Annotated in this window: 19 protein-coding genes; 5 read left to right on the plus strand and 14 right to left on the minus strand. The window is 71.5% G+C overall.

Annotated elements, in window-relative coordinates; all coding sequences use genetic code 11:
* Window positions 1–47 precede the first annotated feature (47 nt).
* Window positions 48–1,079 carry a methyltransferase gene (locus tag F1615_RS18665; RefSeq protein WP_149550128.1) on the plus strand — a complete coding sequence of 344 codons (1,032 nt, stop codon included), beginning with the start codon at window positions 48–50 and terminating at the stop codon, window positions 1,077–1,079.
* Window positions 1,080–1,159: 80 nt separating this feature from the next.
* Here F1615_RS18665 and F1615_RS18670 read toward each other — a convergent pair whose 3' ends face one another.
* The 7 genes from F1615_RS18670 to F1615_RS18700 all read right to left on the minus strand — a co-directional run bounded on the left by F1615_RS18670 (window position 1,160) and on the right by F1615_RS18700 (window position 6,471).
* Window positions 1,160–1,495: a TcmI family type II polyketide cyclase gene (locus F1615_RS18670; protein WP_149550129.1), complete on the minus strand. Its 336-nt coding sequence runs from the start codon at window positions 1,493–1,495 to the stop codon at window positions 1,160–1,162.
* Between the two features lie 34 nt (window positions 1,496–1,529).
* Entirely contained in the window at window positions 1,530–2,012 is a 483-nt protein-coding gene (locus F1615_RS18675) for an SRPBCC family protein (RefSeq protein ID WP_149550130.1), read from the minus strand.
* A gap of 2 nt (window positions 2,013–2,014) precedes the next feature.
* Window positions 2,015–2,275: an acyl carrier protein gene (locus tag F1615_RS18680; protein ID WP_149550131.1), complete on the minus strand. Its 261-nt coding sequence runs from the start codon at window positions 2,273–2,275 to the stop codon at window positions 2,015–2,017.
* A 27-nt stretch (window positions 2,276–2,302) separates the two neighbouring features.
* The gene (locus F1615_RS18685) at window positions 2,303–3,547 is read right to left on the minus strand and encodes a ketosynthase chain-length factor (protein WP_149550132.1); all 1,245 of its coding nucleotides are present in this window, start codon (window positions 3,545–3,547) and stop codon (window positions 2,303–2,305) included.
* Window positions 3,544–4,812: a beta-ketoacyl-[acyl-carrier-protein] synthase family protein gene (locus tag F1615_RS18690; RefSeq protein WP_149550133.1), complete on the minus strand. Its 1,269-nt coding sequence runs from the start codon at window positions 4,810–4,812 to the stop codon at window positions 3,544–3,546. Before F1615_RS18690 ends, F1615_RS18685 begins: the two co-directional genes overlap by 4 nt.
* Entirely contained in the window at window positions 4,809–5,276 is a 468-nt protein-coding gene (locus tag F1615_RS18695) for a cupin domain-containing protein (RefSeq protein WP_149550134.1), read from the minus strand. Before F1615_RS18695 ends, F1615_RS18690 begins: the two co-directional genes overlap by 4 nt.
* Before the next feature lie 70 nt (window positions 5,277–5,346).
* The gene (locus F1615_RS18700) at window positions 5,347–6,471 is read right to left on the minus strand and encodes a SchA/CurD-like domain-containing protein (protein ID WP_149550135.1); all 1,125 of its coding nucleotides are present in this window, start codon (window positions 6,469–6,471) and stop codon (window positions 5,347–5,349) included.
* Between the two features lie 235 nt (window positions 6,472–6,706).
* Here F1615_RS18700 and F1615_RS18705 point away from each other — a divergent pair, with 235 nt between their 5' ends.
* Window positions 6,707–8,443, plus strand: a complete 1,737-nt coding sequence (locus F1615_RS18705) for an FAD-dependent oxidoreductase (RefSeq protein WP_149550136.1) — start codon at window positions 6,707–6,709, stop codon at window positions 8,441–8,443.
* A gap of 30 nt (window positions 8,444–8,473) precedes the next feature.
* Here the strand turns inward: F1615_RS18705 and F1615_RS18710 are convergent, their stop codons facing one another.
* Both F1615_RS18710 and F1615_RS18715 read right to left on the minus strand, forming a co-directional pair.
* Window positions 8,474–9,442, minus strand: a complete 969-nt coding sequence (locus F1615_RS18710; protein WP_149550137.1) for a hypothetical protein — start codon at window positions 9,440–9,442, stop codon at window positions 8,474–8,476.
* 159 nt (window positions 9,443–9,601) lie between these two features.
* On the minus strand, window positions 9,602–11,047 hold the full coding sequence (locus F1615_RS18715) for a glyceraldehyde-3-phosphate dehydrogenase (RefSeq protein ID WP_149550138.1): 1,446 nt from the start codon (window positions 11,045–11,047) through the stop codon (window positions 9,602–9,604).
* A 201-nt stretch (window positions 11,048–11,248) separates the two neighbouring features.
* Here F1615_RS18715 and F1615_RS18720 point away from each other — a divergent pair, with 201 nt between their 5' ends.
* Entirely contained in the window at window positions 11,249–11,653 is a 405-nt protein-coding gene (locus F1615_RS18720) for an SseB family protein (RefSeq protein ID WP_149550139.1), read from the plus strand.
* Between the two features lie 27 nt (window positions 11,654–11,680).
* Here F1615_RS18720 and F1615_RS18725 read toward each other — a convergent pair whose 3' ends face one another.
* From F1615_RS18725 to F1615_RS18745, 5 genes are all read right to left on the minus strand, one after another.
* The gene (locus F1615_RS18725) at window positions 11,681–12,070 is read right to left on the minus strand and encodes a MarR family winged helix-turn-helix transcriptional regulator (RefSeq protein WP_149550140.1); all 390 of its coding nucleotides are present in this window, start codon (window positions 12,068–12,070) and stop codon (window positions 11,681–11,683) included.
* 89 nt (window positions 12,071–12,159) lie between these two features.
* The gene (locus F1615_RS18730; RefSeq protein ID WP_149550141.1) at window positions 12,160–13,191 is read right to left on the minus strand and encodes a LacI family DNA-binding transcriptional regulator; all 1,032 of its coding nucleotides are present in this window, start codon (window positions 13,189–13,191) and stop codon (window positions 12,160–12,162) included.
* Window positions 13,188–14,081: a carbohydrate ABC transporter permease gene (locus tag F1615_RS18735; RefSeq protein WP_149550142.1), complete on the minus strand. Its 894-nt coding sequence runs from the start codon at window positions 14,079–14,081 to the stop codon at window positions 13,188–13,190. The genes F1615_RS18730 and F1615_RS18735 overlap by 4 nt, the downstream gene beginning before the upstream one ends.
* A complete protein-coding gene (locus tag F1615_RS18740) occupies window positions 14,078–15,055 on the minus strand; it encodes a carbohydrate ABC transporter permease (protein WP_149550143.1) in 978 nt (325 codons plus the stop codon). Before F1615_RS18740 ends, F1615_RS18735 begins: the two co-directional genes overlap by 4 nt.
* Window positions 15,052–16,371: an ABC transporter substrate-binding protein gene (locus F1615_RS18745; RefSeq protein WP_149550144.1), complete on the minus strand. Its 1,320-nt coding sequence runs from the start codon at window positions 16,369–16,371 to the stop codon at window positions 15,052–15,054. The genes F1615_RS18740 and F1615_RS18745 overlap by 4 nt, the downstream gene beginning before the upstream one ends.
* A 207-nt stretch (window positions 16,372–16,578) precedes the next feature.
* Between F1615_RS18745 and F1615_RS18750 the strand changes: the two genes are divergently transcribed.
* Both F1615_RS18750 and F1615_RS18755 read left to right on the plus strand, forming a co-directional pair.
* Complete coding sequence (locus tag F1615_RS18750) at window positions 16,579–18,600, plus strand: beta-galactosidase (RefSeq protein ID WP_149550145.1); 2,022 nt, start codon at window positions 16,579–16,581, stop codon at window positions 18,598–18,600.
* Window positions 18,601–18,713: 113 nt separating this feature from the next.
* Window positions 18,714–20,273, plus strand: coding sequence for a glycoside hydrolase family 53 protein (locus F1615_RS18755; RefSeq protein ID WP_149550146.1), 1,560 nt, complete (start codon window positions 18,714–18,716; stop codon window positions 20,271–20,273).
* Window positions 20,274–20,399 lie beyond the last annotated feature (126 nt).

Raw genomic sequence — 20,399 nt, forward strand, 5'->3', positions numbered from 1 at the left:
GACCCGCCCCACCCACCGACTGCACGACAGCAGAAGCGAGGCAACGGATGACCACCGTTGAACCGGCTCCCCCGCCGCCCATGCGGCTGAGGGAGCTCGTATTCGGCGCGGCGTGCGCCGCCGCCGTACGCGCGGCCGTCCGTTTGGGCGTGCCGGACGCCCTGGACGACAGCCCCATGACCGCCGACGACCTGGCGGCCGCGGTGAAGACCCAGCCGCACACCCTGCGGCGGCTGCTGCGCGCCCTGTCCTGCCAGGGCGTCTTCGCCGAGAATCCCGACGGCACCTTCGAGCACACCGAGATGTCCCGGCTGCTGCGCGAGGACGACCCGCACAGCCTGCGCTACATCGCCCTGTGGTGCACCGAGCCGTGGACCTGGAACGTCTGGCCGCTGCTCGACGAGGCGGTGCGCTCCGGGCGCGACGTCTTCGAGGACGTGCACGGCCGGGAGTTCTTCCCGTACCTCAACGAGTCCGCCCCCGAGTCCGCCCACGTGTTCAACCGCGCGATGACGACGTCCAGCGAGCAGTCCGCCCGCGACGTGGCCCTGCTCCTCGACCTGGACGACGCCTCCTCGGTCGCGGACATCGGCGGCGGCCAGGGGCACGTCCTGGCCAGCCTCCTGGAGAAGCACGCCCACCTCCACGGCACGCTGCTCGACCTGCCGGGCGTCGTGGAGAACGCCGACCCCCGGCTGCGCGAGGGCGGCGCGCTCGCCGGCCGGGCCGACGTCGTGGCCGGTGACTGCCGCGAGGCCGTCCCCGTCCAGGCGGACGTGTACATCATCAAGAACGTCCTGGAATGGGACGACGACAGCACCCGCCGGGCACTCGCGAGCCTCCGCGCGGCGGCCCGGCCCGGAGCCCGCGTCGTGGTCATCGAGAACCTCGTCGACGACACCCCGTCGATGCGGTTCACCACCGCCATGGACCTGCTGCTGCTCCTCAACGTCGGCGGTGCCAAGCACACCCGGCAGAGCATGGTCGACCGCCTGACCGACGCGGGACTGGTCATCGACGGGATCCGCCCGGTCAACGCCTACCTCCACGCCTTCGAGTGCACCGTTGTGCCCGGCTGATCCGCGCACCACGACCCCGAGGCCGCCGGCTCCGCGACTGACGCGGGACCGGCGGCCTCGGGGTGTGCGGCGCGGCCGGCTCAGGAGCCGGCGCCGCGCTCCCAGCGGTAGAAGCACTGCGCCATGGCGTCCTTGGGACCGCGCCACGTGGCCGGGTCGTACGGGCTGACGTACGCCTCCAGCCGCTCGCTGATGCCGCGGAACTCGGGGTGCGAGGCCAGCTTCGCGATGGCCGGCGCCGGGTCCTGCTCGGCCTCGACGAGGTGCAGGTACACGTCGTCCCCGAACTGGAAGAGACTGCGCCGGCTGACGCCGATCAGATGGGGCAGTTCACCCCGGTCGGAGGCGGCGAACACGTCGGCGATGTCCGGCGCCGAGCCGGGCTTCATCCGGGCGACGATGAGGGCGTGGTGCATGGGGTGTCCTTCCGTGTCCTTCGCGGACCGGCGCTCAGCGCGAGGACGCGACGGACGCGCTCTCGCTGTCGCGGGCGACCTGCTCGATCCGGTCCCGGATGAGGGCCATCTGGGTACGGGAGTTGCGGTTGATGTTGTCCGTCATCCACTCGTCGTCGACCGGGGCGTCGGGCTTCATCGCGAAGTCCTGCGTCCAGCGCATCTGGACACCTCCCGGCACCTCCACGTACTCCCACAGGATGTCCATGTGGGCGAAGGGGCCCGTCTCGACACGGCGGGCGCGGACGGTCCGCTTCTCGCGGTCCGGGGTGCGCTCCGACACCCAGCTCCACACCTTCCCGTTCTCGTCCGGGTGCATGGTCAGGCGGAACGTCGTCGTGTCGCCCTCACGGGAGAGGACCTCCACGGACGCGTACTCGCTGAACAGCCGCGGCCAGTTCTCCAGGTCGTTGGTCATCTCCCACACGAGGTCGAGGGGAGCGTCGATGGTGATGCTGTTCTCGGTGTGTCCGGCCACTTTCAGGCTCCAGCCGTGAGGGTGCTGTTGACGAGGTTCAGGAACTCCCGGGGCGTCCTGCAGCGCTCCGAGTCGGGCGGCAGCGACTGGCCGTACCGGTTCTCCAGCTCGCCGACGATGCCGAGCAGACCGAGCGAGTCCAGGCCGAAGGCGTCGAACGGGGACTCCGCGGCCTCCTTGAGCTCCCCGGGGTCGACGGTGATGCCGGCCGCCTGCTTCATCAGGGCGGACAGCTCGTCGTAGGTCACTTCGGTGGTGATCATGGGCGACTGCTCCTTTCCCGCCCGGCGTTACCGGGCGGAATCGTCACCGCGGCGCACGACCAGCGCCGCGTTGGAGCCCATCAGTCCCCTGCTGAGGACGAGGGCGGTGCGCAGCTCGGCGGGGCGAGCGCGCGACATGACCAGATCGAGGTCGTGGCAGGTGTCGAACACGTTGGGCGTCGGGGGCACCTGGCCGTGCTCCATGGCGAGCACCGCGGCCACCGTGTCCAGCACGGGCGCCGCGCAGTAGGCGCGGCCGATGCCGGTCTTGGGCGCCGTGACCGGCACCCGGGTGCCGTGCGCGCCGAGCGCGTCGGCGATCGCCAGCGCCTCCGCGCGGTCCGCCTCGGGCACGCCCATGGCGTCGGCGAACACGACGTCGATCTCCTCCGGGGCACAGCCCGCCTCGTCGAGGGCGCCGCGGATCGCGCGGGCGAGACCCTCCCGGGACTCCGCCCAGCGGGAGGCCCCGGTGAACGTGGCCGCGTGGCCGGCCACGGTGGCCCGTACGGGCACCCCGCGCTCCCGGGCCCGGGCCTCGTCCTCGACGACGAGCAGCGCGCCGCCCTCGGCGGGCACGAAGCCGCAGGCCTTCTCGGTGAACGGGCGGTAGGCACGGTCGGGGTCGTCGACGGTGCTGAGCTCGGGGTAGCCGAGCTGGCAGACCATCGAGTAGGGGGCGAGGGGTGCCTCCGCGGCCCCGACGACCATGACGTCGGTGCCGCGCCGCACGGCCCGGCTCGCGTGCGCGAGGGAGTCCAGACCGCCCGCCTCGTCGCTCGCCACCACCCCGCACGGCCCCTTGAGACCGCTGCGGATGGAGATCTGGCCGGTGCTCGCCGCGTAGAACCAGGCGATGGACTGGTACGGCCCGACGAACTTGGAGCCCTTGCCCCAGAGTTTCTGCAGCTCGCGCTGGCCGAACTCGCCGCCGCCCGATCCGGCCGCGGTGACCACACCGATCGAGTACGGCTCCGCGGGATCACCGCCCAGTCCGGCGTCGTCGAGGGCGAGGGCGGCGGCGGCCATGGCGAAGTGGCTGAACCGGTCCGTCTGCACCAGGAACCGGTCCTCGATGAGGTCCGCAGGGTCGAAGGACCGGACCTCGCCCGCCACCCGCAGCGGCAGGTGGCCGCAGCCGTCGCGGCCGATCAGGTCCAGTACGGTCAGGCCTTCGCGGACGGACTTCCAGTACGCGTCCGTCCGCAGTCCGTTGGGCGCGATCACACCGATGCCGGTGACGGCCGCGCGCCCGGAGCGCCGATTGCTCATCGTGTCCTCCCGCCCGGCCCGGACAGCAGCACCGCGGACTGGAAACCGCCGAAACCGCTGCCGACGGAGAGCACGTGGTTCAGCTTCCGCGGGCGGGCGGTGCGCGGCACGTAGTCCAGGTCGCACTCCGGGTCGGGGGTCTCGTAGTTCGCCGTCGGCGGCACGACCTGGTGCCTCAGCGCGAGGACGCACGCGACCACCTCGATCGCGCCGATCGCGCCGAGTGAGTGCCCCACCATCGACTTGATGGAGCTCATGGGCGTCTCGTGGGCGTGCGCGCCCAGCGACCGCTTCACGGCGGCCGTCTCGTGCCGGTCGTTCTGGCGGGTGCCGGAACCGTGCGCGTTGACGTAGTCGATCAGCGTGGGGTCGATACGGGCCTGGTCGAGCGTGGTGTCGATCGCCCGGGCCATCTCCAGCCCCTCACTGGTCAGACCGGTCATGTGGTAGGCGTTGCCGTAGGTGGCGTAGCCGCTGATCTCGCAGTGGATCTCCGCGCCGCGGGCCCGTGCGTGCTCGTACTCCTCGAGCACGAGCACCGCCGCTCCCTCGCCCATCACGAAGCCGTCGCGGTGGGCGTCGAAAGGCCGGGAGGCGTGCTCGGGGTCGTCGTTGTTGGGCGACGTCGCCTTGATGGCGTCGAAGCAGGCCATCGTGATCGGTGAGATCGGCGAGTCCGACGCCCCCGCGATGCAGACCTCGGCGCGGCCCTCGGCGATGGTGTGGAACGCGTAGCCGACCGCGTCGAGCCCGGAGGTGCAGCCGGTGGAGACGGTCTGCACGGGACCCCGGGCGCCGAACCGCTCGGCGACGACCGAGGCGAGCGTGCTCGGCTGGAAGGCCGTGTGCAACTGCGGCTCGGCCTTCTCGTGGTCGACGTCCCAGCGTCGGCCGCCCTCGCTGACCAGCACGTAGTCGTGCTCCAGCCGGGTCGTGCCGCCGACCGCGCTGCCCAGGGAGACCGCGGTGCGCCAGGGGTCCGAGGCATCGATGTCGAGCCCGGAGTGGCGGACGGCCTCCCCGGCGGCGACCACGGCGAACTGCACGTACCGGTCGGCGCGTTGGCACAGCTCCGCGTCCAGACCGTGTGCGTACGGGTCGAAGTCGCACTCGGCGGCTATGCGCGAGCGCAGTCCCGCCGGGTCGAACAGGGTGATGCCGCGGGTCGCGGTGCGGCCGGCTGCGAGAAGATCCCAGAACGCCGTCGCTCCGATGCCGCCGGGAGCGACCACACCTACCCCGGTGACGGCCACTCGCCGGGTCATTTTATGGCCTCGCTCGGCTCGGCCGGGCGGCCCTGCTCGGGACCGCCGACCGTCAACTGCGGCCCGGCGGACACGCCTTCGGTCTCCTCGGTGTCGACGTGGCCGAGGCTCGGGTGCGGCGCGAGCGGGCCCAGGTGGAACACCATGCGGGCCTCCTGGTCGCCGACGTTGCGGAAGCGGTGCCGCATGTCGACGGGGATCATCAGCCCCTGCTCGGCGCGGAGCGCGAACGGCTCGCCGTCCAGGTCCACTTCGAGCGCGCCACTGACGACGTACACGAACTCCTCGGAGTACGGGTGGTAGTGCTCGCCGATCCGCTCGCCGGGCTTGATGATGGCCAGGCCCATGAAACCGCTGGTGGAGCCCACGGTGGCCGGCGTGAGCAGGGTCCTGAGGTCACCTCCGCGCCGGCGGTTGGGTTCCGTCTCGCTCAGATCCACGATGCGTGGGTGCTGCTTGGACATGGTTGATACCTCCGGGTGGGAGCGGCGGCGTCCGGGCGGACACGGCCGCGGACGTCGCCACGGTCGGCCGTCAGGAATCCGCCGAGACGCGGTCGGTGACGGGCATCATGTCGGCGTGCGCCAGGAGCCGGTGGAGGGTGCGCTCCGAGTCCAGGGAGCCCTCGACGCCGACCGCGGCGCCGTCCAGGTGGCGCTCCAGCTCGGCCGCCTTGCCCTGGCCCTTGATGCCGAGGGCGGAGAGCGGGTCGAGATCGAGTTCGCCCGTGACGTCGATCATGCGGGTCACGACGTCGTCACGCTGGAAGACGGTGCTCGCGTACACCAGGCTGTCCGGGTCGTTCGCCGCGGCCTCGTCCTGGTGGGCGAGGAACCGGGCCAGCTCCAGCCCGTGGCCCGCCACGGCCGGGTAGTACAGCATGTGCCGCCGCAGTCCGGCGGGCTCCGGACGGTCGGCCTCCACGTGCTGCATCGCCGGGAGCGCCGCCCGGGTGAAGAAGACCCGCGCGGAGTCGGAGTCGGACAGGTCCCGGTCCTGCTCCAGATGAGCGTTGATGGCCTCCTCCACCGCCTGGACCTCGGGCTGGGCGGCCACGTGGCACAGGGTGGCCAGCAGGTCGCCCTCCACCTCCACGGCCCGCACGACGCGGTTGCCGTGCATGAAGAGCGAGGTGCGGTGCAGCCGCGTGACACCGTTGATCCGCGTCTCGGGCGCGTCGTAGTTGGCCAGGATCTCCACGACCTTGGACTCGGATCCGGGCTTGACGGTGAAGGTGAGGGCGTGGCGGGTCACGCCGGCCCCCACGCGGGCCGTCGTCTGGAGGCCCGCCCGCGCCGCCTCGGGAGTGAGCGGCTGCTCCGGGTGGGTCTCGCGCAGGACGCTGTAGCGCATCGACCGGGTGTCCCGGACACAGCTGTGCATCGGCCGGACGATCTGGATGTGCTCCTCGCTGTTGACCCACGCGAGGAACGGCAGGGCGCTCTCCCACTCGCTGGTGATGAGCCACTGCGAGGGGTTCTCGATCGACTGGCAGAGTTGGTCACTGATGTGACCGGGGACGGACGCGACCTTGTTGCGCATGTGCTCGTACGCGTCGAGGAACTGCTCCTGGGCTCCCTCGTACAGGTCGAGCAGCAGGATCACCCGCAGCCTGGAGCCGTCGAACGCCGACTGCGATACGCGTGCCGACTTGGTCATCCGGCGCACCTCTCCTCTTCGTCGGAAGGTCAGGAACGACCGCCGTGTCCGGAGGGCCGGGGTCGCCATGAGTCGATCGTTGACGCGACCTTCCGATGCGCGCGAGCGACACGGGGCAGGTGGGTGAACCGCGCGCCATACGGGTGCCGCCGGGACGCGAACCGCCCGGCACCAGGCATGAAATGGGGGCGTCCCTTTCCACAGCCCCGTCGTGGGCGACGCTGGAGGCGTTTCAATGCATCGATCGGATACGGCCGGCCGGGCGGATCACCGCACGCCGGTCCTCATCGTCGGCGGCTCCCTGGTGGGCCTGTCCATGTCCCTGTTCCTGGGACGCCTCGGCGTGCCGCACACGCTCGTCGAACGCCACGCGGGCACGTCGAACCACCCGCGCGGGCGGGGGAACAACGTGCGCACCATGGAGCTGTTCCGGACGGCCGGGCTGGAGCAGCGCATCGGCGTGGCCGCGTCGACCCTGGCGGACAACCACGGCATCCTGCAGACCCCGAGCCTGGTGGGCGACGAGGGGGAGTGGCTGCTCCAGGAGATCGACCCGGGCGGCGGCATCGCCCGCTTCAGCCCCAGCGGGTGGTGCCTGTGCAGCCAGAACGACCTGGAACCGGTGATCCTCGAGGGAGCCCGGGAGCTCGGCGGGGACCTGCGCTTCGGGACGGAGATGCTGTCCTTCGAGCAGGACGCGGAGGGTGTGACGGCGCTGGTCAAGAGCCGGGAGACCGGTGAGCACACCCGGATCCGGGCGGACTACCTCGTCGCCGCCGACGGTCCGCGCAGCCCCGTGCGCGAGGCGCTGGGCATCGGGCAGAACGGTCCGGGCGACCTGTTCCACAACGTGAGCCTCACGTTCACCTCCCGCGCCCTCGCCGGCGTCGTCGGTGACCGGCGGTTCATCATCTGCTACCTGACCAACCCGGAGGCCGACGGGGCCCTGCTGCCGGTCGACAACCGGGAGAACTGGGTGTTCCACGCCCCCTGGCACCCCGAGCACGGCGAGACCCTCGAGGAGTTCACCGACGAGCGCTGCGTCGACCACATCCGCAAGGCCGTCGGCGTGCCGGACCTCGACGTGGTGATCACCGGCCGGGCCGCCTGGCACGCCGCCGAGCGGGTCGCCGAACGGTACGGCCACGGCCGGGTGTTCCTGGCCGGCGACTCGGCCCACGAGATGTCGCCCACCGGGGCGTTCGGCTCCAACACCGGCATCCAGGACGCCCACAACCTCGCCTGGAAGCTGGCCGCCGTGCTCGGCGGCTGGGCCGCGCCCGGCCTGCTGGAGTCCTACGACGCCGAACGGCGCCCCGTCGCGGAGGCGACCAGCGCCCGCGCGTCCTCCCGCTCGAGCGAGCACAGCCACCCCGGGTACACGCCCGCCGGTGGACCCGGTGGACCCGGTGGACCCGGTGGACCCGGTGGACCCGGTGCACCCGGTGGCGGTGGCCCCGGCGGTCCGGGTGGACCCGGTGGCGGCGGCCCCGGGGGCCGGAAGGGCGGCATCCTCAACGTGGCGCTGGCGTACCGCTATCCGCGCGGCGCGGTCATGGGCACCGATCCCACGACGCCGGTCGTCCCCGAGGGGGTCGTGCTGAACGGCGAGCCCGGCAGCCGCGCCCCGCACCTCTGGCTGGACCGGGCCGGCACCCGCGTCTCCACCCTCGACCTGTACGAGAGGTCGCTGGTCCTGCTCAGCGCGGAGAACGGCCCCTGGCACGCCGCGGCCGTCGAGGTGGCCGCGCAGATGTCCGTACCGCTGGACGCGTACCGGATCGGCGACGGACCCCACGCCGACCTGACCCCCGGCCCGGACACGGACTGGGCGGGCGCCCACGGCATCACCGAGGACGGCGCCGTCCTGGTCCGCCCCGACGGCTTCGTCGCCTGGCGCCACGCGGCGCGCCCGGCCGACCCGGCGAAGGCCCTGCACGAGGCGGTCGAAACGATCCTGAGCCGTCCCTGACGCGGCCGGCGAGGGCGCAGGACCCCTCGCTCACGAACCGCCGATGCCGCCCTGGCGGCCCCGTTCCGATTTGGCCAGATGCTGTTCGAAGCGCTGGAGTGCGGGGCCGTCGACGTCCCAGGGCCAGGAGGTGACCACGCCCTGGAGGGCCTGGAACACGGGGTGGGCGTCGGCGGCGCGGCCGGCCGCGCACAGCGCGTACGCCAGGACGTTCAGGTCGGCCGGCGCCGCCGCGTGCTGGAAGAAGCCCGGCTTCGCCCACAGCGCGGCCGCCTGCTCCAGCGCCGCCGCGATCTGTCCGCCCTCCCACAGCTGACCGGCGGTCATGGCCCGTACGCCGCCCTGCGCCAGCAGCCCCTGGTACTGGCGGACGGCGGCGGTCAGCTCGACCGCGGCGCACGGCGCGTTGGCCGGGATCCGGGTGCGCACCACGTCGACGAAGTCGAGCACGGACGCGCTGGAGCCGCCCTCCTCCGGCGACAGGTACGCGAGCATCTGCATGTACGCCTCACGGTGCCAGCGGTCGCGTCCGGTGGCCTCCCGCCAGACGGCGTTGACGTCGTTCTGGCCGTACCGCTCGATCCGCGACACCCCGATCAGGGCCACCCACGGCAGCGGATCCTCCGGTCCGAGGTCGGCGGCCCGGTGGCACTGGGACACCAGCTCCGCGGCGTCCTCGAGGTGCCCGTCGCGCATCCCGCGCGCCAGCCCGGCCCAGGCGTGGAACACCAGGGCGTCGGCGCTGTTCGGCTCCCTGCCCAGCCAGGCCGCCGCGACCCCCGTGTCCGCCGTCGCCTCGGCGAGTACGGACACCCGGTGGCTGCGGCGGTCCCAGTCGTCCCCGGTCTCCTCGAGCAGGGAGGCGACGAGCGCCACGTCCGCGGACCTGCCGCTCCCGCCCCGCTTGCTCAACCGCCCCAGCACACGAGTCAGTTCGGCATCGTCGAGGGCCAAGGAGATACGGGGACGTCTGCTGGTGCGACTGCTGAAGAGGGGCATGACCGAAGACTAGGAACTGCGGGTGCCCCGGCAACCCGGACGGGGCGATCGTTATCGATCTGCCCCTTACCGCCGGTCAGCCGGGCATACCGGGGCGGGGCCGGACATGTCGTCGGCCCCGCCCTCTCGTTCCGCCCGTGCGGTCGGCGGGCTCCCGGATCAGGCCGCCGGAGCCGGGAACGTCGGGTACTCCACGCCCGAGACGTACTGGACGACCCGGACGACCTGGCAGGAGTAGCCGAACTCGTTGTCGTACCAGAGGTACAGGATCGCGTTGTCGCCCTCGACCTTCAGCGCGCCGGCGTCGACGATCGAGGCGTGCCGCGAGCCGATGAAGTCGCTGGAGACCGCGTCGGGCGCGCTGATGAAGTCGATCTGGCGCTTCAGCGGCGAGGTCAGCGACACCTTGCGGAGGTGGTCCAGGACCTCCTGGCGGTTGGTGGCGCGGGCCAGCTGGAGGTTGAGGATGGCGATCGAGACGTCCGGCACGGGGACCCGGATCGAGCTGCCCGTGATCGTCGCGTCGAGGTCGGGCAGCGCCTTGGCGACGGCGGAGGCGGCACCCGTCTCGGTGATCACCATGTTCAGCGGCGCCGAGCGGCCGCGCCGCTCCGACTTGTGGTAGTTGTCCAGCAGGTTCTGGTCGTTGGTGAACGAGTGGACCGTCTCCACGTGCCCGCGCAGCACGCCGTACTCGTCCGCCATCGCCTTCAGCGGCGGGACGATCGCGTTGGTGGTGCAGGACGCGCAGGACAGGATCCGCTCGTCCGGCTTGAGGGTGTCGTGGTTGACGCCGTGCACGATGTTGGGCACGTCGCCCTTGCCGGGCGCGGTCAGCACCACCTTGTCGACACCGGGGCGCAGGTGCTGCGAAAGCCCCTCGCGGTCGCGCCACTTGCCGGTGTTGTCGATGAGGATGGCGTTCTTGACGCCGTACGCCGTGTAGTCGATCTCCGAGGGGTCGTTCGCGTAGATCACCTTGATGGTGTTGCCGTTGGCGGTGATCGTGCTCTCCGCCTCGTCGACGGTGATCGTGCCCTGGAACTGGCCGTGCACGGAGTCGCGGCGCAGCAGCGAGGCCCGCTTGACGATGTCCTGCTCGCCGCCCCGGCGGACCACGATCGCACGCAGACGCAGACCGTTGCCGGACCCCGACTTCTCGATGAGCAGCCGGGCCAGGAGACGGCCGATGCGGCCGAAGCCGTAGAGGACGACGTCGCGCGGCTCGCGGCGGTCGATCTTGTGGGCGCCGGTCGCGCCGGCGACGGCCTCGGCGGTGAACTCGGCCACCGACAGGCCCCGGTCGTCGGCGCGGTGCGCCTCGGCGAGCAGGCCGATGTCGATCTGGGACGGGCCGAGGTCGAGCGTGGTGAGCGCCTGCAGGAAGGGCAGCGTCTCGGTGACCGAGAGCTCCTCGCCGGCGATCTGCCGGGCGAAGCGGTGGGTCTTGAGAATGCTGACCACCGACTTGTTCACCAAGGAACGGCTGTGCAGCAGGACGGTCACGTCCCGCTCCCGGTGCAGCTTCCCGATGATCGGGATCATCGACTCCGCGATCTCCTCGCGGTGCTTCCAATGGGTGAACGAGTCTTCGTTGACAGTCACAGGATCATCTTTCGAGCTAGAGGGTGCTCATATGATAGCCATGCTGTCGGGGCGGCCCGGAGGGGGTGTCCGCCGGGTCCGGAAGCACCCCGCGACTCGCAGGGTTGTGCGACATGCGAACGGGTACGCGTGCAGCATTGTGCCCGGGGCCGGATCCTGTCCCGGGTGGGCCGCACGACCGCCGCTACCAGGGAATCTGCCATGGAGACACCCGCGCACGAGAACAACGCCCCCACGCCCGCGCAGCGGGCCCTGGACGCCCTGTCGGAGAACACCGAGGACACGATGGCGCTGGACGCCCTCGCCAACAGCGACGTGCTGATCCCGGTACCGGACGACGCCGGCGAGGAGGAGGCCGCCGACCCCGGTGCGGTCGCCCTGCCGGTGCTGGAGCAGCCGGGCGGCACGCAGGTGGTGCCCGTCTTCACGTCCGAACTGGAGATGGCCGGGCTGCTGCCGTTCGTCTCCCGCTACCGTCTGGTCCCGCTCGGCGCCCTCGCCGCGCAGTGGCCGGCCGACGACCTGTCGCTCACCATCGACGGCAGCTCCGAGCACCGCCTCACCCTCACCTCGGAGGGGGTGCGCACCCTGCTGGCCCGTCCGTGACCCCGCGGAGCCGCTCCGGCCGGCGCGCTACTCGCCCAGCGCGCGGGCCAGGGCGGCGCGCTGCACCGGCAGCGCCTCGGCGTGCAGGGCGCGGCCCTTGGACGTGAGCGCCACGTACACGCCGCGCCGGTCCTCCAGACACATGCTGCGCTCGACCAGGCCGTCCTTCTCCAGCCGGGCGATGAGCCGCGACAGCGCGCTCTGGCTGAGGTGGACCCGGCCCACCAGGTTCTGCACCCGGCACTGCTCGCCCTCGGCGGGCGTCGCGGCCGCGAGCAGGTCGAGCACCTCGAAGTCGGACGCCCCGAGACCGTACGGGTTCAGCGACCGGTCGATCTCGCCCAGCGTGCGCGCGTGCACCGCGAGGATGTCCCGCCACCGTTCCTCGAGACCCGCTCCGGCGGTCTTCGCTGCCATACTCGAACGGTAACACTTGTTCGACTTTCAATGAACGCGCAAGGGCGGGCCCCCGGGGTCCCGGCCGCCGACCCGCCCGCGGGGGCACGTCACGTCGAGTCCCGTTTCACCAGTTCCGTCGGCAGGATCACCGCGGCCGGGTCCTCGCCGCCGATCTGGGCCAGCAGTACCCGCACCATCTCCGAGCTGATGCGGTCCCACGGCTGGCGGATCGTGGTGAGTTCCGGGCTCGCCGCGACGGCCGCGGGGGAGTCGTCGAAGCCGCCGACCGCGACGTCCTGGGGCACCCGGCGCCCCGCCCGGTTGAGCGCCGTGAGCACGCCCTGGGCCATCAGGTCTGAGGCGACGAACACGGCGTCCATGTCGGGGGCCCGCGCCAGCAGCCGCTCGGCCCCCGCCTCACCGCTGGCCCTGCTGTAGTCGCCGGAGACGACGAGCCGCTCGTCGGCCTCCACGCCCGCCTCCGCGAGCACCTCCCGGTAACCGGCGAGGCGCTCCACACCGCCGGGGGTGTCGAGCGGACCGGTCACCACACCGATCCGCCGCCGGCCGAGCGCCAGCAGATGCCGCACCATGTCCCGCGCGCCGTCCCGGTCGTCGGCGGCCACGTAACTCACCTTCGAGCCCAGCCCGATCGGCTTCCCGCACGCGACCAGCGGCACGCCCGCGGCCCGCAGTTCCTCGGCCACCGGATCACCGGAGTGGCTGGACACCAGCAGCACCCCGTCCACGTGGCCGGCGGTGATGTACCGCGTGATGCGCCGCCGTTCGTCGTCCGTGCCGGCCAGCATCAGCAGCAGCGGTATGTCGTGCGCGGCCAGCGCCTGCGTGCAACCGCGCAGCAGGACATTGAAGTTGGGGTCCTCGAAGAACCGCTCCTGGGGCTCGGTGAGCAGGAAGCCCACCGAGTCCGACCGACCGGTGATCAGCGAGCGGGCGTGCCGGTTGACGACGTAGCCCGTCTTGCGGATCGCGGCGTCGACCGCGTCCGCCGCGGCGGGGCTGACGTAGTGGCCGCCGTTGAGCACCCGCGAGACGGTGCCGCGCGAGACACCGGCCTCGCGCGCCACGTCGTGGATCGTCGGCGGCTTGCGCCGGCCCCCCGTGCTGCTCATGGTCATGACTTTACGGCCCCGGACAGCAGATCGAGGCTCCAGAACCGCTGGATGACCAGGAAGAGCGCCACCAGCGGGAACACCGCGAGGAACGCCCCCGTGATCACCAGGGTGTACAGCGCGGGAGTGCTGGCGCCCTGTTCGAGCAGGGTGTATAGGCCGAGGGTGATCGGGAACTTCTCGTCGTCGCTGAGCATGATGTACGGCAGCAGGAAGTTGTTCCAGATCGCCACGAACTGGAACAGGAAGACCGTCACCAGGCCGGGCACCATCATCGGCAGCGCGACCCGGGTGAAGATCCGCCACTCGCCCGCGCCGTCCATCCGCCCGGCCTCCACCACGTCCGCCGGCACCGCGGCGGCGGCGTAGATCCGCGCCAGGTAGACGCCGTAGGGGGAGAGGATCTGCGGCAGCAGCACGGACAGGTAGGAGTCCGTGAGGTCCGCCTTCGCCAGCAGCAGGTACTGCGGGACGGCGAGGATCACCGGCGGCATCAGCACGCCCGCGAGCAGCACGTTGAACAGCGTCTCGCGGCCCCGGAAGCGGTGGATCGCCAGCGCGTAGCCGCTGACCGCCGACACGCACGCCGACAACAGGGCACCCAGACCGGCGTACAGGGCGGAGTTGCCCATCCACTGCCAGTAGACGCCGTCGCGGTAGGTGCCGAGGTCGGAGACGTTCTCGGTGAAGCCGGTGCCCGGCCAGAACGTGAAGGTGGAGAACAGCTCCGAGCCGGACTTGGTGGACGCGATGACCACCCAGGCCACCGGCAGCAGGCAGTAGAGCGCGCCGAGCAGCAGCGTCACGGTCGGGACCAGCGCGGTCCCGCGACGGCGCGCCGGACGCCGGGCGGTGCCGGCGGCGGGCTCGGCCTCGTGCAGGGTGAGGGAGCTCATCGTGCGGCCTCCTGCTTGGTGCGCCGGTTCGCGGCCCGCAGGAACCCGAAGGACAGGACCAGGGTGGCGAGCGCGATGAGGGTCGCCTGGGCGGCGGCCGCGTGGATGTCGCCCTTGCCGAAGGCGTCCTGGTACACCTTCATCAGCGGACTCCAGGTCGTGGCAACGGAGTTGGTGAGCGGTTTGAGGGTGGTCGGTTCGTTGAACACCTGGAGCGTCGCGATGATCGAGAAGAAGAAGGTCAGCACCAGCGAGGGCGCCACCATCGGGATCTTGATCCGCAGCGCGATCTGCAGCGGCGTGGCACCGTCCAGCTTCGCCGCCTCGTACACCTCGGCGGGAATGGCCCGCAGGGCGGTGTAGATGACGATCATGTTGAAACCGGTGCCGCCCCAGACCGCGATGTTCGACAGCGCCAGATACAGCGGGCCGCCGTCCAGCAGATCCGGCTGCGGCAGCCCCAGCCCGTCGAGCACGTAGAAGAAGGGGCTCACGTCCGGCAGGTACAGGAAGCCCCACAGCAGCGCCGCCACCACACCGGGCACGGCGTACGGCAGGAAGATCGCGAGCCGGGTGAAGGGGGCGAGCCGTACCCGCTCGGAGTCGAGCATCAGCGCGAACAGCAGGGCTAGGCCCAGCATGACCGGCACCACGATGCAGCCGTAGCCGAGCACGCGCAGCGCACCGCTCAGCAACTCGCTGTCGGACAGGGCGCCGGTGTAGTTCTCCAGGCCGGCCCAGACCTCCTCACGGGCCCCGGACCCCAGACCGAGGCCGGAGACCCGCACCTTGCGGAAGCTGAGCCACACGGCGTACCCGATGGGCAGGGCGAAGAACAGGAGGAACAGGACGGCCGCGGGGACGAGGAAGAGATAGGGGGCGCTTCGCGCTCGTCGGAGGGTGGTGGTGGGAGACGGGTGGGCGTACGGGGCGCCCTCGGCCCCGTACGACGTCCGGCGGGCGGGGGACTTCACTCCGCGACCCCGAAGCCCTGCTTCTCCAGGTCGGCGACCGTGTCCTCCTGCATGGTGTCCAGGGCGGCGGTGAAGTCCGACTTGTTCTTCGCGGCGGCGCCGAAGGCGTCCTTGAACGACGTGTACGCGACGTTGACGTTGGGTCCCCAGGCGGACGGCGCGGTGGTCTCCGCGATCCCGGCGGCCTTCTTGTAGAAGTCGGGCTGGTTGGAGAAGTACTCCGGCGGGCTGGTGAAGGCGCCGCTGAGCTGGGCCGAGGTGGAGGCCGGGTAGATGCCGCCCTCCTTCGCCAGCGCGTTGAGGGCCTCGCCGTCGGTGTTCAGCCAGGCGGCGAACTTGGCGGCGGCCTCCTTGTTCCGGGAGTCCGTGGTCACGGCGGTGGAGGAGCCGCCCCAGCTGCCGGTGCTGCTCTCGCCCTCGTTCCACTGGGGGAGCGGGGCCATCGCCCACTTGCCCTTGGTGCCGGGCGCGGCCGTGGTCAGCGTGCCCGGCGCCCACACGGCGCTCACCCAGGCGATCTGCTTGCCGGTGTTGAGCGCCTTGTTCCAGGCCGGGGTGTACATCGGCTGGTTGTCGACGGCGCCCTCCTCGACCAGGCCGCCCCAGAAGTCGGCGACCTTCTTCGTCGCCGCGTCGTTGATGCCGACCTTCCACTTGTCGCCGGAGGTGGTCCACCACCGGGCGCCGGCCTGCTGGGCGAGGCCCGCGAACAGTCCGGAGTCGTTGGCGGAGAACGTGGTCAGGTCCTTGTCGGGAGCCGCCTTCTTCAGCTTGCGCGCCGTCTCGGCGAACTCGTCCCAGGTGGCCGGGACGGTGAGGCCGTACTCCTTGAACAGGTCCTCGCGGTAGTAGAACATCATCGGCCCGATGTCCTGCGGGACCGCGTAGACGGCGTCCGTGCCGAGCGTGGTCTGCTGCCACACACCCTCGGCGAACTTGCTCTTCGCGCCGCCCACGGTGTCGCCGATGTCGGCCAGCGCGTCATTGCTGACCAGCGTGGGCAGTGCCTGGTACTCCGCCTGCACCAGGTCGGGCGCCTTGCCGGCCTTGTGCGCGGTGAGGATCTTGGTGACCAGCGTGTCGCCTGACGCCTGCTTCTTCACCGTGACGGTGATCTGCTCCTTCTTGCCCGGCCCCTTGTTCCACAGGTCCACGACCTTGTCCATGCCGGGAGTCCAGGTCCAGTACGTCAGTGAGACCGGACCCGACCGGGCCTCGCCGTCGTCGGACGACGAGCCGCAGGCGGCGATCGCGGTGGCGCCGAGCGTGACGGCGACGGCGGAACTCACGAGGCGACGGCGCTTCGTGTACGGCATGGATCTCTCCCCTGACCTGGGGCCCCCGCCTGCTGCGGGGACCGGCTGCGCTGCGGTGTGCGGCTCGCGCTGCTTCTGTGAGCGTTCACAGTAGAGAAACACAATGGACACTTGTCAATGGTTGTTGCTGTGCGGTTATGTTGGGTCCGCGCCGCCGAAAGAGTGTGTGCACGTTCTCAGAACATCGAACACATCGGGAGAGAATCCATGCCGGAGACCACCCCCAGGGGCCTCACCGGGCTCGCCTTCGGTGGGGACTACAACCCCGAGCAGTGGCCGGAGAACGTCTGGGACGAGGACGTACGGCTGATGCGCGAGGCCGGCGTCACCATGGTGAGCGTCGGGATCTTCTCCTGGGCCCTGCTGGAACCCGCGCCCGGCGTGTACGACTTCGGCTGGCTCGACCGCAACCTGGACCTGCTGCACGCGGGCGGCATCCGCGTCGACCTCGGTACGCCGACCGTCGTGCCGCCCGCCTGGTTCTACCGCGCCCACCCCGGCGCACTGCCCGTCACCGCGGACGGCGTACGCCTGGAGTTCGGCTCCCGCGGCGCCATCTGCCACAGCAACGCCGACTACCGGGCCGCCGCCGCGAACATCACCACCCGGCTCGCCGAACGCTACGGCGACCATCCGGCGCTCGCCATGTGGCACGTCCACAACGAGTACGGCGTCCCCGTCTCCGCCTGCTACTGCGACTCCTGTGCCGCGCACTTCCGCCGCTGGCTGGCGACCGCGTACGGCACCGTCGAGGCGGTCAACGAGGCCTGGGGCACCGCCTTCTGGGGCCAGCGGTACGCCTCGTTCGAGGAGATCAACCCGCCGCGCTCGACGCCCACGGTCGGCAATCCGGCCCAGGCCCTGGACTACCGGCGGTTCGCCGACGCCACCATGCGCGAGAACTTCACCGCCGAGCGGGACATCCTGCACCGCCTCGCCCCGGGCGTCCCGGTCACCACCAACTTCATGACCGCCCTCAGCCAGTGCGACTCCGTCGACTACTGGGCCTGGGGCCGCGAGGCCGACCTCGTCACCAACGACCACTATCTGATCACCGACGGCCGCCGCACCCACGTCAACCTCGCCATGGCCGCCGACCTCACCCGCTCCGTCGCCGGCGGCGCCCCCTGGCTGCTGCTGGAACACTCCACCTCGGGCGTCAACTGGCAGCCCCGCAACCCCGCCAAGGCACCCGGCCAGATGGCCCGCAACTCCCTGGCGCACGTGGCCCGCGGCTCCGACGGCGCGATGTTCTTCCAGTGGCGCCAGTCCCGGCGCGGCGCCGAGAAGTTCCACTCCGCGATGCTGCCGCACAGCGGCACCGGAACCCGTGTCTGGCGCGAGGTGACGCAACTCGGCTCGGCCGTCGAGTCGCTGGCGCCGGTCCGGGGCACCCGCACCGAGGCCGACGTCGCCGTGCTGTGGGACTGGCAGTCCTGGTGGGCGCAGAACCTCGACTGGCGCCCCAGCGAGGACCACGACGCCCGCGAACGCGCCGACGCCTGGTACGAGGCCCTCTACGACCACCACCTCACCGTCGACTTCGCCCACCCCGAGGCCGACGTGTCGAGGTATCCCCTTGTCGTCGTACCGGCCCTGTACCTGATGACGGAGGCGGCCGGGAACAACCTCAGGGAGTACGTCGAGGGCGGCGGCACCCTCGTCGTGTCGTACTTCTCCGGCATCGTCGACGAGCACGACGCCGTGCACGACGGCCCCTGCCCGGGCGTACTGCGCGACGTCCTCGGCCTGACCGTGGAGGAGTTCTCCCCCCTGCTCCAGGGCGAACGGGTACGCCTGAGGGGGCCCGGCGGCGCGGAACTCGACGCCGACGTCTGGACGGAGTTCGTGGTGCCGCACGGCGCCGAGACCGTGTGGACGTACGCCGACGGCCTGACCGCGGGACACCCGGCCGTCACCCGGCACCGTCTCGGCGGGGGCACCGCGTGGTACGTCTCCACCCGGCCCGGCGCCGAGGGCCTGGCCACCCTGCTCGGCCGCGCCGCCGAGGACGCCCGGATCGCCCCGCGCGCCGATCTGCCGCGCGACGTCGAAGTGGTGCGCCGCACGGGCGAGCCGGGCACCTTCCTGTTCGCGATCAACCACACCGCGACCGACGCCGAGGTGCCGCTGGACACCCCCGGCACCGAACTGCTGACCGGTGAACGCGCCGCGGGCCGCCTCGCGGTACCGGCCGGAGCCGTCCGGGTCGTCCGGCTCGACGGCTGAACCGCGACTCCCCTCCGTCCGCGTGAGCACTCCGGCCGCGGACGGAGGGGGCCCTCACCCCTCCCGGGTGCCGGGCACCCCCCCTCCCCACGTCGAAGGGACGACGAACGACCATGTTCCATCCCAGACGCACACTCCGGGCCCTGCTGCCGCCGCTCGTGGCCGGACTCGCCCTCACCGCCCTGCCCGCGCAGACCGCCGCGGCCGCGAGCACGCTCACCAACGCGGGCTTCGAGGCCGACGGTTCGGGGACCGCCACCCCGGCCGGCTGGTCCGAGTACGGCGACACGGCCGCCTCGTACACGGAGTCCGGGGGCCGCGGCGGCCGTCACCGTCTGTCCCACTGGTCGCCCACGGCCTACAAGGTCGAGACGTACCAGTACCTGTCGGGCCTGGCCGACGGCGACTACCGGCTCACCGCCTGGGTCCGCTCCGGCGGCGGCCAGAACGCCGCGTACCTCGCCCTGAAGAACTGCGGCGGCGCCGAGCAGCGCACCGGCCTGCCGGTGTCCGACTCCGGATGGATACGGATCGTCGTGCCGGTCCGGGTGACGAACAACCAGTGCACCATCAGCGTCACCAGCGACGCACACGCCGGCAACTGGATCAACGTCGACGACCTGACCCTCGCCCGCGGTACCTCCGGCCTGCCGGTCAAGGGCGCCGACATCTCCTCCCTGCCCAAGAGCGAGGACCGGGGCGGCGTCTACCGGACCGCGTCCGGCTCCGCCGGTGACCCGGTCGCGATCCTGAGGTCCGCCGGCATGAACTACGCCCGCCTGAAGGTGTGGGTGAACCCGGCCGACGGCTACAACGACAAGGCGCACGTCCTGGCCCTGGCCAAGCGGATCAAGGCCCAGGGCATGAAACTGCTGGTCGACTTCCACTACTCGGACACCTGGGCCGACCCGGGCAAGCAGTACAAGCCCGCCGCCTGGGCCGGACACGGCTACGGGCAGCTGAAGAAGGACGTCTACGACCACACGTACGACGTCCTCGACGCCCTCAAGAGGCAGGGCACCACCGCCGACATGGTCCAGGTCGGCAACGAGATCAACGGCGGCATGCTGTGGAACGAGGGCTCCACCGACAACTGGACCCAGCTCGCCGGACTGCTCAACTCCGGCTACGACGCGGTCAAGGCCGTCAGCCCGTCCACGGTCGCCGCGCTGCACCTCGCCGAGGGCGGGGACCTGGACGGCACCCGCTGGTGGTTCGACAACGCGGTCTCCCACGGCGTGAGGTTCGACGCCATCGGCCTGTCGTACTACGGCTACTGGCACGGCACGCTGCACGACTTCCAGACGACCCTGGACGACGCGGCCGGCCGCTACGGCAAGCCCGTCTTCGTCGCCGAGACGGCCTACCCCTTCCGTCTCGACAGCGACGACGGCCTCGAGAACATCATCGACCTCGACGGTGAACTCGTCCCCGGCTACCCGGCGTCCACCACCGGCCAGACCCGCTGGATGAACGACGTGGCGAGCATCGTGGAGGCCGTCCCGAACGGCCGCGGTCTCGGCGTCTTCTACTGGGAGGCCACCTGGACCGCCCGTGACGGCAACGGCTGGGACCCGGCCGACCCGTCCTCCGGCAACGGCTGGGAGAACCAGGCACTGTTCGGCTACGACGACCGCGCGCTGCCCGCGACGGCGTGGTTCCGCCACAGGTGAGACCCTGGCCCGGGTCCCCGTCCCGCCGGAAGCGGGGCGGGGACCCGCTCTCCTTGTGCGAGGCCGAACGGCCTCGCGGCCCAAGGGCGTTGGGTCCCGGACAAGGTGCCGTCAGTCCGGGACGCG

The organism is Streptomyces marokkonensis, from assembly GCF_008312835.1.
Lineage (GTDB): Bacteria > Actinomycetota > Actinomycetes > Streptomycetales > Streptomycetaceae > Streptomyces > Streptomyces marokkonensis_A.

Excerpts from the sequence above, each read along its gene's own strand:
- F1615_RS18695 (WP_149550134.1), bottom strand. The coding sequence starts at position 5,276 with ATGTCCAAGCAGCACCCACGCATCGTGGATCTGAGCGAGACGGAACCC.
- F1615_RS18720 (WP_149550139.1), top strand. The coding sequence starts at position 11,249 with ATGGAGACACCCGCGCACGAGAACAACGCCCCCACGCCCGCGCAGCGG.
- F1615_RS18705 (WP_149550136.1), top strand. The coding sequence starts at position 6,707 with ATGCATCGATCGGATACGGCCGGCCGGGCGGATCACCGCACGCCGGTC.
- F1615_RS18690 (WP_149550133.1), bottom strand. The coding sequence starts at position 4,812 with ATGACCCGGCGAGTGGCCGTCACCGGGGTAGGTGTGGTCGCTCCCGGC.
- F1615_RS18700 (WP_149550135.1), bottom strand. The coding sequence starts at position 6,471 with ATGACCAAGTCGGCACGCGTATCGCAGTCGGCGTTCGACGGCTCCAGG.
- F1615_RS18755 (WP_149550146.1), top strand. The coding sequence starts at position 18,714 with ATGTTCCATCCCAGACGCACACTCCGGGCCCTGCTGCCGCCGCTCGTG.
- F1615_RS18725 (WP_149550140.1), bottom strand. The coding sequence starts at position 12,070 with ATGGCAGCGAAGACCGCCGGAGCGGGTCTCGAGGAACGGTGGCGGGAC.
- F1615_RS18665 (WP_149550128.1), top strand. The coding sequence starts at position 48 with ATGACCACCGTTGAACCGGCTCCCCCGCCGCCCATGCGGCTGAGGGAG.
- F1615_RS18670 (WP_149550129.1), bottom strand. The coding sequence starts at position 1,495 with ATGCACCACGCCCTCATCGTCGCCCGGATGAAGCCCGGCTCGGCGCCG.
- F1615_RS18730 (WP_149550141.1), bottom strand. The coding sequence starts at position 13,191 with ATGACCATGAGCAGCACGGGGGGCCGGCGCAAGCCGCCGACGATCCAC.
- F1615_RS18685 (WP_149550132.1), bottom strand. The coding sequence starts at position 3,547 with ATGAGCAATCGGCGCTCCGGGCGCGCGGCCGTCACCGGCATCGGTGTG.
- F1615_RS18735 (WP_149550142.1), bottom strand. The coding sequence starts at position 14,081 with ATGAGCTCCCTCACCCTGCACGAGGCCGAGCCCGCCGCCGGCACCGCC.
- F1615_RS18745 (WP_149550144.1), bottom strand. The coding sequence starts at position 16,371 with ATGCCGTACACGAAGCGCCGTCGCCTCGTGAGTTCCGCCGTCGCCGTC.
- F1615_RS18750 (WP_149550145.1), top strand. The coding sequence starts at position 16,579 with ATGCCGGAGACCACCCCCAGGGGCCTCACCGGGCTCGCCTTCGGTGGG.
- F1615_RS18680 (WP_149550131.1), bottom strand. The coding sequence starts at position 2,275 with ATGATCACCACCGAAGTGACCTACGACGAGCTGTCCGCCCTGATGAAG.
- F1615_RS18710 (WP_149550137.1), bottom strand. The coding sequence starts at position 9,442 with ATGCCCCTCTTCAGCAGTCGCACCAGCAGACGTCCCCGTATCTCCTTG.